Below are 15,598 nucleotides of genomic sequence, written 5' to 3' on the forward strand. Positions count from 1 at the left end.
CCCCATCGCCCCGTCGGTTCCCACCTCGTTCACGGTTCCCGCGCGGACTCCGGCGATCATTCCCCGGCTCCCCGCCTTCTCCCCGGAATCTCCTCCGATTCTCCCCGGGCTCCCGGGGTCCGGCATATCGGGAGAAATCCCCGCCCCGGGCCTCCCCGATCCCCCGGGCGGACGCGGAGGGCATCCGTCCGCCCCCGTTGGAGGGAAAGGAGACGTGTCTCGCACTGTTCGGGCACAACCATTCGAGCCACCCTGGTGTCCTTGATAACGAGATGGCAACGTCCGGACGGGGGAAACGTGATCCCGACGGGCAGGAGAGACATCGACCACAATCCACGACCCCACCGGACATCGCCGGAGATCGCGCGGGATGCCCGGGCATCGACCCGATCGCCTGTGATGTCCGCCTCATCGAGGAGTCACGACATGACGGATTCCCTCACCCCCGACCTCGCCCCGGAACCGGCCGAACCCCCGGACCCGCACCTCATCAGTGGGGTCGTCCGGGACTCCTTCGGGGTCGCCCTCCCGCGCGCCGTGGTGACCCTGGCGGCCGACGGGGGGAACGGCCGGCAGCTCACCAAAACCCGTAGTGCGGCGGACGGGGCCTTCAGTATCCGCGCCCCGCAGAGCGGCGAATACCTGCTCGCCGTCTTCTCCCCGCAGCTCGGTGGGGAGAGCGTCCTGGTCACGCTGGACGGTCGTCCGGTCACCGTGGAGTTCCGGATCGAGGTCCCCGGGGTGGACGGTGCGGTAGTGGACTGATCACGTCGCGAGTTGTGGCCGGTCCGTTGTCTCCCCGCCGGTGCGGGCTACATGCGCCTATGGTTGGCTGAGCGCGCGAGAAGTCTGTGGCTCGCGATGGATTCGAATGAGAGAGGCGCGGCGGTAGTGCGAGCGATGGGGGCTAAAGGGGGCATAGGCATCGGCCTGGCCGTGCTGTTGGTGATCGGTGCCGTCGGCGGATGGCTGTTGTTCGCCTCCGGCGACGACCACGAGGACCCGATCGTGGTGGGCGTGACCGACCGGGCGGATTCCCTGGATCCGGCCTACAGCTACGCCGCGGGATCCTGGGATCTCTACAGCAACGTGTTCCAGAGCCTGCTCACCCTCAGGGCCGGTTCCGACACCCCGGTGCCCGACGCGGCCGAGAGCTGCGCGTTCACCGACAACGCCTACCAGGTGTACCGCTGCACCCTGCGGGACGACCTGACCTTCAGTTCGGGGCGCGAGGTCACCCCGGAGGACGTGAAGTTCTCCGTCGACCGCATCCAGGCGATGGTGCAGCGCGCCGCCGACGAGCGGGAGGACGACAGCATCCCGGAGGAGGAGAAGTTCATCTACACCGGCCCCGGCAGCCTCATCAACGGCATCGAGGCAGTGCGGGTGGACGGACAGGACGTCATCTTCGAGCTCGCCGAGCCCGACGTGACCTTCCCCTACATCCTGGCCGGTGGCGCCGTCTCCATCGTGGACCGCGAGGAATACGAGCTGGACACCCCGCGTGACGACGGCAAGGCCGTCGGCTCGGGCGTCTACACCCTCCAGGAGTTCCGCCAGGTCGACGACGAGACCGGTGAGGCCGGTATCGCCGTCCTCGAGCCGAACCCGAACTACCGGGGCGCCAAGGAGGTCTCCGCCTATCCGGTGACCCTGCGCTACTACACCGGACCGGACACCCTCCAGGAGGCCTGGGACGACGAGGAGATCCACGTCGTCGCCGGTCAGCTGAACCCCGCGGACATCCTCGCCATCGACCAGAACTCCCAGGACATCCGTTACTCGGAGATCACCGGTTCGGCGATCCGCATGATCATCAACTCCGGCCAGGGCGACTCCCCGTCCGCCGAGGCCCCGGTCCGCCGGGCGGTGGCCACCCTCATCGACCGCGAGGCCATAGCCCGCCAGGTGCGACTGCACACCGTGGAGTCCGCCTACTCGCTGATCCCCGTCGGTGTCATCGGCCACGGCACCCCGTACTACGACCTGTACGGCCAGATGACCCCCGCCGACGTGCGGGAGGAGCTGGAGAACGAGGGCTACACCCTCCCGATCGACCTGCACCTCGGCTTCGCCGGTCAGGTGCACGCCGAGGAGGTCGACTTCATCGCGGAGACCCTGGAGGCCGACGGCATCTTCGATGTCGAGGTCACGGAGTTCCCCACGGTCGGTGGAGTCCTGGAGGCCGCGGCGGCCAACGACGTCGACTCCTACTTCGTCGGCTGGAACCCCGACTTCGCCGACCCGGACACCTACACCTCCGCCCTGCTCATGGAGGACTCGGTGCTGGGCCACGGCTGGGGCACCCCGGAGATCGACGAGCTGATCGCCGAGACCCGCGGCCAGCCGCAGCGGGCCAACACCATGGACACCTTCCGCGAGATCCACGCCCTCGCGGCCGAGGAGGCCGTGGTCGTCCCGATCTGGCAGAACCGCAACTTCACGATGAGCCTGCGCGAGATCACCGGTATCCAGCAGCTGCGCGACGCGGGCGGCATCTTCCGCCTGTGGGAGCTGGGCCGGATCTGATCCGCCCCGCGCCCCTCGCGCACCGCACACCCGGGCCCGGCCCCGGCGGAGCCCCTCCGCCGGGGCCGGGCCGTTTCGCCGTCGAGCCCGCCTGCGTCACCGTCCGCGACCACCTCGCGGAGACGCTCCCCGACCCGACCTCCGCCCTCGTCGTCGGTGGCGAACGCTCCCCGGCGGCCGGGTCTCCCGCCGGGGCCGGGCCCGGGCCCCGGCCCCGGCCCCGGGAGGTCCCGGGAGCCATCGGCAGCGGGGAGCGCACCCGCGGTGCGATCAGCCGGGCGAGCGGCGGGACGAACGCCACCACGCCGGGACGGGCCCTTCGGCTGCTCGTCGGGAAGCGGGTGGTCGAGGCCGCGCTCCCGCTGTTCACCGTGCCCGACCGCCCGGCGCGGAGGAGGGCACCCCCCCGTACGCGGTGGCACGGACCGGCGTCGCGGTGGGGGGTGTCACCGCCGTCGGGCCCGACGACCCGGCCCCGGGATCAGAAGACCTTGCCGGGGTTGAGGATGTTCAGCGGGTCGAAGGCCGCCTTGATCCCCCGGTGCAACTCCATCGCCACCGGCCCCAGCTCCCGCTCCAACCACTCCTTCTTCAACACACCCACCCCGTGCTCCCCGGTGATCGTGCCGCCCAACTCCAGCCCCAGCGCCATGATCGCGTCGAAGGAGGCGCGGGCCCGTGCCGACTCCTCCGGGTCGCGCGCGTCGAAGCACACCGTCGGGTGGGTGTTGCCGTCCCCCGCGTGCGCCACCACCCCGATCGTCAGGTCGTGCTCGGCGGCGATCCGTTCCACCCCGGTGATGAACGCCCCCAGCTCCGAGCGCCCCACGCACACGTCGTCGATCATCGTCACCCCCTTGACCGCCTCCAGCGCCGGCAACGCCGTGCGCCGGGCCGCCAACAGCATCTCCGACTCCGCCGCGTCCTCCGCCGGCACCACCGAGGAGGCACCCGCCTCCTCGCACAGCAGCCCCACCCGGGCCAGGTCGGCCGCCGGGTCCGGGGTGTCGAACGCCGCCAGCAACAGTGCCTCGGTGCTCTCCGGCAGCCCCATGCGGGTCATCGCGTTGACCGCGCGCAGCGTCGTGCGGTCCATCAACTCCAGCATCGACGGGGTGTGACCGCCCGCCATGATCCGGCACACCGCCTCCCCGGCCGCCGCCGTCGAGTCGAACTCGGCCGCCAGCACCAGCTGCGGCGGCGGCGCCGGCCGCAGCGCCAGCGTCGCCCCGACCACCACCCCCAGGCTCCCCTCGGAGCCGACGAACAACCGGGTCAGGTCGTACCCCGCCACGCCCTTGGCGGTGCGCCGTCCGGTGCGCAGCAGCCGCCCGTCGGCGAGCACCACCTCCAGCCCCAGCACGTACTCGGCCGTCACCCCGTACTTCACGCAGCACAGCCCGCCGGAACCGGTGCCGATGTTCCCGCCGATCGTGCACTGCTCCCAACTGGAGGGGTCCGGCGGGTAGCACAGGCCGTGCGCGGCCACCGCCTTGCTCAGGTCGGCGTTGACCACCCCCGGCTCCACCACCGCGATCCGGTTCACCGGGTCGATCTCCAGGATCCGGTTCATCCGCGTCAGGGACAGCACCACGCAGCCGTCGGTGGCGTTCGCCGCCCCCGACAGTCCGGTGCGGGCGCCCTGCGGCACCACCGGCACCCGCAGGTCGTGCGCCACCCGCAGCACGTGTCGCACCTCCTCGGTGGTGCGGGGCAGCACCACCGCGGCCGGGGAGCCCGCCGGGCAGAAGCTCGCCATGTCGTGCGCGTAGGAGGCGGTGACGTCGTCGTCCACGAGGACCGCCCCGTCGGGCAGACTCTCCCGCAACCGGGAAACGAGGGTGCTCATACCGTCAGCCTGCCACCATCGGGGCCCGGGCGAACCCGGCGGGCCGGCCCCGGCCCCCGATTCGCACCGATCCCTTCCGGGGCGGCCCGTGGGCGAGGATGATCACCGCACGACCCCGCGAACGGACACGAGCCCTTCCCGGCTCCCCGGAGCGCCGCCCCGCCCGGGGGCGGGGGAGAGGGAAGGAAGGAGGAGCGCCATGCGATGGCGACGGGCGTGGATACCCGCCGCGGCGGCCCCGGCCGCCCTGGCGGCGATGCTGTGGTTCCTGTGCTCGCCGAGGGTGCACGCCCGGCTGCTGTCCCTGGCGGAGGGCGTGCGGGAGCGCCCCTTCCCCCTGGTCTCCACCGCCGGCCCCGGCATCGTGGAGGGCTGGGTGAGGGCCTGGCTGACCCGTCCGCCCCGACCCGGAGGGGGAGCCGTGGCCCCCACGGAACGGGACCCCTGGCGGGAGGACGTGCCCGCCCCCCTCGTCCACGACGCCTGGCAGCCGGCGGCCCAATGGCTCCAGGTCGGCGTTCTGCTCGCGCTCTGCGCGGTGGGCGTGCTGTGGACGGTTCGCCGCTTCCCGCCCGGCCGGCCCTCCCACCGGGTGCTCGTCCCGCTCTGCGTGTGGGCCTGGACCACCGCCGCCGCGGCCGTCGCGATCCCCGCCGGCCACCTGCTGCGCGCCCTGCCGCGCGGCCACTTCTCCCGGCGTGAACTGCTCGGCGCCGCCATGACCGAGGGCCTGCCCCTGATCGCGATCCTGGCGGTCCCGACCGCGCTGGTGGCCCTCGCGGCGGCCCTGGCCGTCCCGTTGAGCGGCGTCGCGGTGCTGTCCGCCTCCGCCGACACCACGGGCGGGGTATCGGCGAGCTTCTCCAAGCCCTCGGTGTGGGACGGCGGCTTCAACGGCCAATGGACCATCGGGAACGACGGCGACACCGCCCTCGACGGCTGGACCCTGGAGTGGGAGTTCCCCGAGGGCACCGAGGTGACCTCGCTGTGGAACGGCGTGATGACCCGCGAGGGCAACACCTACACCGTCACCAACGAGGACTGGAACGGCGCCCTCGCGGCCGGCTCCGTCACCACCGTCGGTCTCGGCGGCACGGGGACCGGCGAGCCGATCAGCTGCCTGATCAACGGCAATCCCTGTGACGGCGACGGCTCCGGCACCCCCGATCCGGACCCGACCGACCCGGACCCCGTGGAGCCCGATCCCACCGACCCCGACCCGACCGACCCCGACCCGGACCCCACCGACCCGGCGCCGAACCCGACCTCCCCGGGTGAGCACGTCAACCTCGGCTACTTCACCGAGTGGGGCGTCTACGGCCGCGACTACCACGTCAAGGACATCGTCACCTCCGGCTCGGCGGAGAAGCTCACCCACATCAACTACTCGTTCGGCAACGTGACCAACGGCGAGTGCGTGATGGGCGACTCCTACGCCGCCATCGAGCGCGCCTACACCGCCGCCGAGAGCGTCAGCGGCGAGGCGGACACCTGGGACCAGGAGCTGCGCGGCAACTTCAACCAGCTGCTCCAGCTCAAGGAGGCCCACCCGCACATCAAGGTGCTGTGGTCCTTCGGCGGCTGGACCTGGTCCGGCGGCTTCGGCGAGGCGATGCAGGACCCCGAGCGGTTCGCGAAGTCCTGCCACGACCTGGTCAACGACCCGCGCTGGGAAGGTGTCTTCGACGGCATCGACCTGGACTGGGAGTACCCCAACGCCTGCGGCGAGACCTGTGACGACAGCGGGCCGCGCGCCTTCGGCGACATGATGCGGGCCTTCCGCGCCGAGTTCGGCGACCAGCTGGTCACCGCCGCCATCACCGCCGACGCCTCCGACGGTGGCAAGATCGACGCCTCCGACTACGGTTACGGTGCCGAGCACGCGGACTACATCGCGGTCATGACCTACGACTTCTTCGGCGCCTGGGACGCGCAGGGCCCGACCGCCCCGCACTCCGCGCTCAGCCCGTGGGACGGCATCCCGCAGGACGGGTTCACCACCGAGCAGGCCATCGCCAAGCTGAAGGCGCAGGGCGTGCCGGCGGAGAAGCTGCTGCTGGGCATCGGCTTCTACGGGCGTGGTTGGACCGGTGTCACGCAGACCGACCCGGGCGGTTCGGCCACCGGTCCGGCGGCGGGCACCTACGAGCAGGGCATCGAGGACTACAAGGTCCTGCGCGAGACCTGCCCGCCCACCGGTGTCTTCGCCGGCACCGCCTTCGCGCACTGCGGCAACGACTGGTGGAGCTACGACACCCCGGAGACCATCGCCGGGAAGATGGAGTACGCCAAGGCGCAGGGCCTGGGCGGCGCCTTCTTCTGGGAGCTGACCGGCGACACCGCCGACGGTGAGCTGATCACCGCCATCCACGAGGGCCTGCGGTAACCCCGTCCCGCCCGATCCCGGGCCCGGGGGCGCGTCCGGTCGAACCGGAGGCGCCCCCGGGTCCGCCGTGTGCCGGGGGCGCGCACGGTTCATTCCGGCCGGCAGAGCACGGGATCGCGGCGTTCGGCGCGGGGCCGGTGCCCGTGCGAGCGGACGAGGGCGCGGGCGGTACCCCGGGCGCTCGCGGCCCCGGACGGCCCCCCGCAGGGACCCGGCGGGGGATGCTGGGGGCATGAGCGACGAGCACGATCGACACGAGGAACGGCACCCCGGGGACGGCCCCGATCCGACCGAGCGGGCGCTGTGGGAGGCGCGCTCCCGTGTCCTGGCCGATCTGGTGTCGGACGGGCTGGACCGGGCGGATGTGGTCTCCCGGCTGGACGAGGCGATGCGGCATCGGCGGTGGTGGGTGGAGCAGTGGCCCCGGGGGGCGGAGTTCGTGGCCGGGTTGCTGGCGCAGGACGTGCAGGACGCGGTGCTGGAGTCGGACGGTCGCTGGCCGGCGTGCCCGCTGTGCGTCTCCGGGGAGCCGGGGACGCACGCCCCGCACCCCCTGGAGGTACGGCCGGAACTGGGGCCGGACCCGCACTGGACCTGCCCGGAGAAGGGCGTCGCGGTGGCCGCGGTGGGACATCTCGGGCGCCCGTCGGGGCGGGTCTGAGCAGGGCAACTCCCGGCAGGCCGGCTTTCCTTCGCTCTTTGGTACAGACCTATTGACCCGTGGTCCAGACCTCTCTAGTCTCGGGTCATCTGCTGTGAGCGCACCATGACAATCCACACACCGTCACGACTCCCGCGGACCCCCGCGGAGGATCGTGGGCGGTCGTGGACCGTGATGGATCGGCGTGCTCGCGGGCGGCGCGGATTCCCCCAGATCTGTCCGACCCACACTCCCGGGAGTTCCCTTGCGAACAAGGACTTCGGCACGGAACGGCACCACTCGAAGAAACCCCCTCACCCGTCGGCTCGTCGCCCTGCTCACCGCCCTCGCGGTGCCACTCGGCCTCATGGTGGCGATGGCCGCCCCCGCGCAGGCCGCCGGCGCCTCGGCCGCCTTCACCAAGACCTCCGAGTGGGACACCGGGTTCGGCGGTCAGTGGACCGTCACCAACACCGGCACCTCCTCCCTCAACGGCTGGACCCTCTCCTGGAGCTTCCCCTCCGGAACCACCGTCGGCTCGCTGTGGAACGGGGTCCTGACCCGCAGCGGCAACACCTACACCGTCACCAACGAGAGCTGGAACGGCACCCTGGCCCCCGGTCAGTCCACCACCGTCGGCTTCTCCGGCACGGGTAACGGCAACCCCACCGACTGCCGGATCAACGGCGCCTCCTGCGACGGCGGCAACGGCGGACAGCCGGGCGCGCCCGGAGCCCCCGGAGCCCTCGTGCCGGGCACCGTCACCGACACCTCCATCGCCATCAGCTGGGCCCCGGCCTCCGGTGACGTCACCGAGTACGAGGTGCTGCGCAACGGCTCCGTCGTCGCCACCACCACGGCCCGCAACCACACCAGCACCGGGCTGAGCGCCAACACCTCCTACACCTTCACGGTGCGGGCCAAGGGACCGGGCGGCACCGGCCCGGCGAGCGAGCCGCTGACCGTGCGCACCACCGGCGGGCAGCAGCCCGACCCGGTCGGTGACCTGGTGAACGTCGGCTACTTCACCGAGTGGGGCGTCTACGGCCGCAACTACCACGTGAAGAACATCGTCTCCTCCGGCTCCGCCTCCAAGCTGACCCACATCAACTACGCCTTCGGCAACGTCCAGAACGGCCGCTGCACCATCGGCGACTCCTACGCCGCCTACGACAGGGCGTACACGGCGGCCGAGAGCGTGGACGGTGTCGCCGACACCTGGGACCAGCCCCTGCGCGGCAACTTCAACCAGCTGAAGAAGCTCAAGGAGATGCACCCGCACATCAAGGTCGTCTGGTCCTTCGGCGGCTGGACCTGGTCCGGCGGCTTCGGCCAGGCCATGCAGAACCCGCAGGCCTTCGCCAAGTCCTGCTACGACCTGGTCAACGACCCGCGCTGGGAAGGCGTCTTCGACGGCATCGACCTGGACTGGGAGTACCCCAACGCCTGTGGCCTGACCTGTGACAACAGCGGCCGGGACTCCTTCCGCCGGATGATGGAGGCCTTCCGCGCCGAGTTCGGCGACCAGCTGGTCACCGCCGCCATCACCGCCGACGCCTCCAGCGGCGGCAAGATCGACGCCGCCGACTACGCGGGCGGCTCGCGGTACGCCGACTACCTGCACGTCATGACGTACGACTTCTTCGGCGCCTGGGCGGCGCAGGGCCCGACCGCCCCGCACTCCCCGCTCAACGCCTACCAGGGCATCCCGCAGGCCGGCTTCAACTCCCACGAGGCGATCCAGAAGCTCAAGGCCCAGGGCGTCCCGGCGAAGAAGCTGACCCTGGGGATCGGCTTCTACGGTCGCGGCTGGACCGGCGTCACCCAGTCGGCACCCGGCGGTTCGGCCACCGGCCCGGCGCCCGGCACCTACGAGCAGGGCATCGAGGACTACAAGGTCCTCAAGCAGACCTGCCCCGCCACCGGCACCATCGCGGGCACCGCCTACGCCCACTGCGGCAACAACTGGTGGAGCTACGACACCCCGCAGACCATCGCCGGGAAGATGCGGTACGCCAAGGAGCAGGGCCTGGGCGGCGCGATGTTCTGGGAGTTGAGCGGCGACACCTCCAACGGGGAGCTGATCACCGCCATCGGCAACGGGCTCCGCTGAGAACCCCGGGCTGCCGGGTTCGGCGACTCCGCCTGGCCCCGGCAGCCCGGTTCCACCCCGCCCCGGTCGGCGCGACCCGGGGCGGGGCCGGTCACCGGTCCCCCGTCCCCGGGTGGGCGACCCACCGACCGCGACCGGGAGACGGTCCGCCCGCCGTCCCCCGGTCGCACCGGCCCCCACGGGCCCCGGCGCCGGCCCCCTCGCTTCCCCGAGGGGGCCGGCGTCGTGTGACGGCGGGCCCGACGCAGGGCCCGCCCCCGGGCCATGCGCCCGCTACGGACACCACTCCACCGACACGTGCGGGGCCAACGCCCGCAGGAAGTCGGGCGCGTCGAAGATCGCACCGGCCGGGGCGACACCGGTCCTCGCCACCCGTCCCGTGAGAACGCGCTCGACCGCCTCGACGACCAGCGGCGCGGTGACGGCGTAGATGTCCCTTCCCCTCGCCACGAGGCGCCGCTCCTCGCCACCGAACCCCACGACGACGTCCACGAGGAAGGTCTGCGCGGACCGCCCCTGCCCGTCGACGGCGGTCGGCGGGGGTGTGTCCGGATCCGCCACGTCACCGGCCGCCCCGACCGTCATCATCGTGCGCACCTCGGGAACGGCCAGGTGGGCGGGAACGGTCACCACGTCGGTCGTGGTGAACTCCCCGAGGACGGTACGACGGCCCACGGGGTCGGGGAAGACCCACTCCCGGGTCGGCGGCTCCTCGCGGTGGTACTCCAGCCGCCCGTTCCGGAAGCGGACGCGCCGGCCGTCCCGCCTCCGCCGGGAGACCGCGCCCGCGGCCCGTGTCCCCGGCGTGGGGTGCCAAGCGCTCAGCGCGTAGGCGATGCCCACCTCGTCGGCCGCCCTGCGACCACCCAGCGCGGCGGTGGTCAACAGGTCGCCGAGGCCTCCGTAGAAGGCCATGGCGGGAATGATCGTCGCCCCCACCGCGCCGGCACGCTCCGTGAAGCGCGCGAAGGTGTCGAGGTTGGCCTCGATCTCGGCCGCCACGTCCAGGTAGGGGATTCCGGCCCGCAGGGCCGCCTCGATCAGGGGGGCGGCCGTCAGGGCGAAGGGCCCGGCGCAGTTGATCACCGCCGCCGCGCCGGCCAGGGCGCGGTCGAGCGAGGCCGGGGCGTCGATCGACGCCGGGCGCGTCTCGAGGCCGGGGAATGCCTCGGCCGCCGCCCTCAGCTTCTCCGCGTTCCGCCCCGAGAGGACCGGGGCGAACCCGCGCCCCACCAGCTCCGCCACGACGAACCGCCCGGTGTGACCGTACGCGCCGTAGACCACCACCCCGGGCACCGTTTCCATGGATGCTCCCCCTCCTGTTGACCCGTCGTGTTCCGTCGCCACCATCCTGATCGGGGGGCCTCCCCGCCACGAGTGTCCGGAACGACACGACCCGTACAGTTCCGGACATGGTCACTGTCGCGCTGGTCGTCACCGACGGCATGTTGCACTTCGAACTCTCCGTGGCCCACGAGGTGTTCGGCGCCGCCCCGGTCGGCGTCCCGGGCCCCTGGTACGAGGTCGCCCTCTGCGGGCCGGCCGCCACCCGCCTCGGCCCGTTCCGGCTCGCCCCGGAGGGGGGACTGGACCGCCTGCCGCACGCCGACACCGTGATCGTGCCGGGCTGGGCCGATGTCGACGAGGATCCACCCGCGGAGCTGGTCGCCGCGGTACGGGCGGCCCACGAGGCGGGCGCACGCGTGGCCTCCCTGTGCACGGGCGCGTTCGTCCTGGCGGCCGCGGGCCTGCTCGACGGACGCCGGGCGACCACCCACTGGGCTCACGCCCGGACCCTGGCCACCCGCCACCCCCGGGTGAGGGTGGATCCCGATGTCCTGTACGTGGACGACGGCGATGTCCTCACCTCCGCCGGCAAAGCCGCGGCCATGGACCTGTGCCTGCACCTGGTCCGCCTCGACCACGGTTCGTCGGTCGCCAACGCGGTGGCCCGCCGCCTGGTCGTGCCCCCGCACCGCGAGGGCGGCCAGGCCCAGTTCGTCACCACCCCGGTGCCGGCTCCGGACAACCCACCCCTGGCCGACCTGTTCCCCTGGGTGATGGCACGGCTGGACCAACCGCTGACGGTCGAGGACCTGGCCCGCCGGGCGCGCATGAGCACGCGCCACCTGGGGCGGCTTTTCGGGTCGACCACCGGAACCACTCCCCTGCGATGGCTGCTCGCCCAACGGGTCCACCGTGCCCGGGAGTTGTTGGAGACCACCAACGACAGCGTCGAGACCATCGCGGGGGCCACCGGCATGGGCACCGCCGCCACCCTGCGCCGGCACTTCACCCGCGCGGTCGGTGTGCCCCCGGACACCTATCGCCGCACCTTCCGCTCGCGGACCGGCCCCGGCTCCGGTCCCGGCGGTCCCCGTCCCGGTCCCGGCCGCACGGAAACGGGCGCCGTCCGCGCCCACCGGGGAGCGGCCGACGACCCGGGGGCGACCCGGCCCCCGACGTCGTGATCACGCCGGTCGGCGCCCGCTTCCCCCTGCCCCCGGGACGCCGGGCCGGGGGCGGGCGGCCCTCCTTCCGGAACGTCCGACCCCCCGTTCAGGGCGCCATCGAGAACCGTCGGCAGACGTGCACCCGCCGGAACCCCCGCCGCAGCTCCGCCTCGCGGTCGAGATCCGCGTGGGCGAACACCGCCACCGGCCGCAGCCCGGAGGCGGGGGTGCGCACGGCCCGGTCCGGCTCGCCGGGATCGACGTACCGGTTCGCGTACACGTGCAGGTAGTGGTCGCTCTCCACGAATCCCTGCGACCGGTACCAAGCGAGGGTGTCGGGGTCGTCGCGGGTCCAGGCGTCGAGCGCCGGGACCCCGGCGGCTCGCAGCCGGGTTCGCGCCTCCGCGAGCAGTTGCCGACCGAGGCCGCGGCGGCGGTGGTCCGGATGCACGGCCACGGTGTCGATGGTCGCCAGGTCACCGTCCACGGAGACATCGAGGATGCCGAGAACCTTCCCGCGGCCGGTGCGGGCCTCCGGCTCCACGGCCACCAGCCCGAAGCCGGGCGGGGGCGTCGCGGGCCGTGCCCGCAGCACATCGTCGTGGTAGGCGGTGGTCAGGAAGGCGAGCACCCGGCAGCGCAGCCAGGACGGCTCATCCGCCGCTTCGTACCCGCGCAGGACGGGCTCCGGTCGATCGGCGCGGCTGTGGTGGTCGTGATCGAGGTGCGGACTCACGGAGTGAACTCCTCTGGATCGAAACGGGCTTCGGGATCGAGGTAGCGCACGCGTGAGTCGTCACGCCCCGAATCCTCCACCGCCGGCCGCTTCTCCCGCACCGGATTTTCCGGCACTCGACAGCGGGGTTGACCCTCCCCCCGGGGGAAACCCCAGCATCGGTGGGGCCGGGCGAGGGACCCGGTACGAGGAGGCGGTGCCGGGTATCCGGGACGGGTTGGCTGACCATCGGGGCGTTCGCCCGGCTCACGCGGCTCTCCCCCAAGGCCCTGCGCCTGTACGACGACCTCGGTCTGCTGCCGCCCGCCCGGGTGGACCCGACGAACGGCTACCGGTACTACTCCCCCGATCAGGTGGAGCGGGCCCGCCTGGTGGCCTGGCTCCGCCGGTTGGGGATGCCGCTCGCCCTCATCCGGCGCGTCTGCGCGCTGGACGGGCCGGCGGCGGCCGGGGAGGTCCGGGCCTTCATGGCCCGGGCCGAGGCCGACCTCGCCGCCCGCCGGGACCTGGCCGGTTTCCTCGTCGATCACCTGTCCCGAAGGGAATCCGCCGTGACCTCCACCCCCTCCACCCCGTCGAATTCATCCCATCCGCCGACGCCCCGGCCCCTGGAGGTGCGGGCCGCCGCCCTCACCGATCCCGGTCTGGTCCGCGACCGCCACCAGGACGCCGCCTGCGCCGACCCCCGGGTGATCGCCGTCGCCGACGGCTTCGGCCCCCGGGGCGACTCGGCCTCCGCCGCCGCGATCGAGGCGCTGCGGCACGCCGGAGCCGAGGGCATCCGGGACGGGGATCTGCTCAACGTCCTGCAGGACGCCGTGGACCGGGCCCGGGCGGCCGTGCGGGAGGCCGCCTCCGGTTCCGCACCGCGGGCGATCGGCACCACCCTCACCGCGATGCTGTGGTCCGACACCGGCCCGGCGCTCATGCACATCGGCGACTCCCGGGCCCACCTGCTGCGGGACGGCGACCTGCGCCTGATCACCCGGGACCACACCGTGGTGCGCACGATGGTGGAGGAGGGCCGGATCACCCCCGAGGAGGCCGAGTCCCATCCCCAACGGTCCCTGTTGGTCAGGGTGTTGGCGGATGGCGCGGACCCGACCCCCGACCTGCGGCTGCACGAGGCGCGGGCCGGTGACCGGTACCTGCTGTGCTCGGACGGCCTGTCCACGGTGGTACCGGAGGCGGAGCTGTGCCGGGTCCTGAGCGAGGTGCCCGAGCCGGAGGACGCGGTGCGCGAGCTGGTCGGCCTCGCCAACGCCGCCGGCGGCCCCGACAACATCGCCTGCGTCGTCGCCGACGTCCGGAAGCCCCGGGTCCGGGCGGCGTGAGACCCCCGGGCGGTGGGGCACCGGGCCGCCCCGCCGCCCGGGCCCGGGACTCCCCGGGCATTCCCGCCCCCGGCCGGGAGCGGGCGCGCCCTCGGCCCCCCGGAAACGGTCGGGCGGGCCGACACGGCCCCCGGGCGGGCCCGGGGAGAGGTGGGCCGCAAAGACCCCGGGCCCCGGAACGAGCGGCGCAAACCGCCCGCCCCGGGGCCCGGGTGGGTACGCCGGTGGGTCAGCGACGCATCAGGGCGAAGACGCCCCAGCCGAGGTGGCTTCGCGCGTACCGGGTGTACCGGATCGGTTCCGTGGACAGCTCGGCCCGCAGTTCGGGAGCGAGTTCGTCGTCCGGGTTCCGGTCCAGCCAGCGGCGGATGGCGAGCCACTGGGCGGCCTGGTACCGGTCCCAGCTGTCGGGGTCGGCGAGCATCATCTCGACGAGATCCCAGCCGAGTTCGGCGAAGTGCGCGATGAGGTCCGGCAGCAGCCGGAAGTCGCTCTCCTCCCGGGCCCAACACGCCTCGATCGTGGCGCGGTCCCGCGGCCGGCGCAGCCAGTACGGCTCACCGATCAGCAGCATGCCGCCGGGGCGCAGGCTGCGATCCAACAACTCGATCGTGCCGGCGACCCCGTCGCCGATCCAGGTCGCGCCGAGACAGGCGGCGATGTCCACCGGCTCCTCGGCCACGTGGCCGGCGGCGTCGCCGTGGACGAACTCCACCCGATCGGCGACACCGAGTTCGACCGCCCGGGCCCGGGCGGCGGCGGTGAACTGCGTGCTGATGTCCACACCGGTGCCGGTGACGCCGTGGTCGCGGGCCCAGGTGCAGAGCATCTCTCCCGACCCGCTCGCCAGGTCGAGGACGCGGCTGCCGGGTTCGGGGTTCAGCGCGCGCCCGAGGGCCGCGAGCTTGTCATCGGTGAGCGGGTTGTGGATGCGGTGTCCGCTCTCGCGGATGGTGAAGACGCGTGGAAGATCCACTGTCGGGTTCCCTCGTGATCCGTGGGGTGGTCGATGGGGTGAGCACACTGCTCGCGCGGGACGACCGGGCGGAGCCGGTCGTCGTGGGGCGGACCGTCATCGAACTCACCTCATCGGGTGCGGGAACCTCGAACCCGCGTGAAGGTAACCGGCCCCGCGCCCGCCGTCCACCGGATTTCCGCCGGGACGGGGCGCAGACGGTAGCCGCCGGGGTCGGTCACGGCGGGGGCACGGTCGGGGGCTGCTTCGGGCACGGCGTGTTGCCCGGGAAGTCGGGGTGAGCAGACAACAGGACATGCACCTCGACCCGATCCACATCGCGTTCACCGTGGTCGGCTGGAGCTTTCTGGTGGTCGCCCTGCTCGTGGCATGCCTGCTCTACATGATCGGGCTGTTCCTCGGTGTCTTCACCCTCGGCGGTCATCTGGCCGGCCGCCGACGCGACGGGGACACCGGGGCCCGGGACGACACCGAAAGGCCCCTCGGCCTGTCGGCCTTCACCTGGAGGGACGCCACGGCGGAGGAGCCGGCCGAACCGGACCGGGAACCGGGACAGCGCCCCCTGCCGGAGAACCCCTGTCT

Annotated in this window: 12 protein-coding genes; 8 read left to right on the forward strand and 4 right to left on the reverse strand. The window is 72.9% G+C overall.

The window, feature by feature from the left end; translation table 11 throughout:
* Positions 1-426: 426 nt before the first annotated feature.
* The gene (locus FOE67_RS03490; RefSeq protein ID WP_182660261.1) at positions 427-765 is read left to right on the forward strand and encodes a carboxypeptidase-like regulatory domain-containing protein; all 339 of its coding nucleotides are present in this window, start codon (positions 427-429) and stop codon (positions 763-765) included.
* Between the two features lie 135 nt (positions 766-900).
* Positions 901-2,529, forward strand: coding sequence for an ABC transporter substrate-binding protein (locus FOE67_RS03495; protein WP_182660262.1), 1,629 nt, complete (start codon positions 901-903; stop codon positions 2,527-2,529).
* Between the two features lie 481 nt (positions 2,530-3,010).
* On the opposite strand, the gene FOE67_RS03500 is transcribed toward FOE67_RS03495, so the two are convergent.
* Entirely contained in the window at positions 3,011-4,378 is a 1,368-nt protein-coding gene (locus FOE67_RS03500; protein ID WP_182660264.1) for an FAD-binding oxidoreductase, read from the reverse strand.
* Between the two features lie 718 nt (positions 4,379-5,096).
* Between FOE67_RS03500 and FOE67_RS03505 the strand changes: the two genes are divergently transcribed.
* The 3 genes from FOE67_RS03505 (at position 5,097) to FOE67_RS03515 (ending at position 9,517) form a co-directional block, all read left to right on the forward strand.
* Entirely contained in the window at positions 5,097-6,764 is a 1,668-nt protein-coding gene (locus FOE67_RS03505; RefSeq protein ID WP_182660276.1) for a glycosyl hydrolase family 18 protein, read from the forward strand.
* 232 nt (positions 6,765-6,996) lie between these two features.
* Positions 6,997-7,425: a DUF8819 family protein gene (locus tag FOE67_RS03510; protein WP_182660266.1), complete on the forward strand. Its 429-nt coding sequence runs from the start codon at positions 6,997-6,999 to the stop codon at positions 7,423-7,425.
* 244 nt (positions 7,426-7,669) lie between these two features.
* Positions 7,670-9,517, forward strand: coding sequence for a glycosyl hydrolase family 18 protein (locus tag FOE67_RS03515; protein ID WP_438874176.1), 1,848 nt, complete (start codon positions 7,670-7,672; stop codon positions 9,515-9,517).
* A gap of 273 nt (positions 9,518-9,790) precedes the next feature.
* Here FOE67_RS03515 and FOE67_RS03520 read toward each other — a convergent pair whose 3' ends face one another.
* Entirely contained in the window at positions 9,791-10,822 is a 1,032-nt protein-coding gene (locus FOE67_RS03520) for a saccharopine dehydrogenase family protein (protein WP_182660268.1), read from the reverse strand.
* A 107-nt stretch (positions 10,823-10,929) separates the two neighbouring features.
* Between FOE67_RS03520 and FOE67_RS03525 the strand changes: the two genes are divergently transcribed.
* Positions 10,930-11,988, forward strand: a complete 1,059-nt coding sequence (locus FOE67_RS03525) for a helix-turn-helix domain-containing protein (RefSeq protein WP_182660270.1) — start codon at positions 10,930-10,932, stop codon at positions 11,986-11,988.
* A gap of 88 nt (positions 11,989-12,076) precedes the next feature.
* Here FOE67_RS03525 and FOE67_RS03530 read toward each other — a convergent pair whose 3' ends face one another.
* Complete coding sequence (locus FOE67_RS03530) at positions 12,077-12,706, reverse strand: GNAT family N-acetyltransferase (protein WP_323384134.1); 630 nt, start codon at positions 12,704-12,706, stop codon at positions 12,077-12,079.
* A 161-nt stretch (positions 12,707-12,867) separates the two neighbouring features.
* On the opposite strand from FOE67_RS03530, the gene FOE67_RS03535 reads away from it, so the two are divergent.
* Entirely contained in the window at positions 12,868-14,040 is a 1,173-nt protein-coding gene (locus FOE67_RS03535; protein ID WP_323384137.1) for a MerR family transcriptional regulator, read from the forward strand.
* A 229-nt stretch (positions 14,041-14,269) separates the two neighbouring features.
* Here FOE67_RS03535 and FOE67_RS03540 read toward each other — a convergent pair whose 3' ends face one another.
* The gene (locus tag FOE67_RS03540; RefSeq protein ID WP_182660272.1) at positions 14,270-15,016 is read right to left on the reverse strand and encodes a methyltransferase domain-containing protein; all 747 of its coding nucleotides are present in this window, start codon (positions 15,014-15,016) and stop codon (positions 14,270-14,272) included.
* Positions 15,017-15,293: 277 nt separating this feature from the next.
* On the opposite strand from FOE67_RS03540, the gene FOE67_RS03545 reads away from it, so the two are divergent.
* The coding region (locus tag FOE67_RS03545) for a hypothetical protein (protein ID WP_182660274.1) at positions 15,294-15,598 on the forward strand (305 nt) is incomplete at its 3' end.

Origin of the sequence: Streptomyces calidiresistens (assembly GCF_014141525.1) — a bacterium.
Lineage (GTDB): Bacteria > Actinomycetota > Actinomycetes > Streptomycetales > Streptomycetaceae > Streptomyces > Streptomyces calidiresistens.

Bases quoted from the DNA above. Each gene is read 5' to 3' on its own strand.
- FOE67_RS03510 (WP_182660266.1), top strand. From the start codon at position 6,997: ATGAGCGACGAGCACGATCGACACGAGGAACGGCACCCCGGGGACGGC.
- FOE67_RS03500 (WP_182660264.1), bottom strand. From the start codon at position 4,378: ATGAGCACCCTCGTTTCCCGGTTGCGGGAGAGTCTGCCCGACGGGGCG.
- FOE67_RS03495 (WP_182660262.1), top strand. From the start codon at position 901: ATGGGGGCTAAAGGGGGCATAGGCATCGGCCTGGCCGTGCTGTTGGTG.
- FOE67_RS03520 (WP_182660268.1), bottom strand. From the start codon at position 10,822: ATGGAAACGGTGCCCGGGGTGGTGGTCTACGGCGCGTACGGTCACACC.
- FOE67_RS03490 (WP_182660261.1), top strand. From the start codon at position 427: ATGACGGATTCCCTCACCCCCGACCTCGCCCCGGAACCGGCCGAACCC.
- FOE67_RS03505 (WP_182660276.1), top strand. From the start codon at position 5,097: ATGACCGAGGGCCTGCCCCTGATCGCGATCCTGGCGGTCCCGACCGCG.
- FOE67_RS03525 (WP_182660270.1), top strand. From the start codon at position 10,930: ATGGTCACTGTCGCGCTGGTCGTCACCGACGGCATGTTGCACTTCGAA.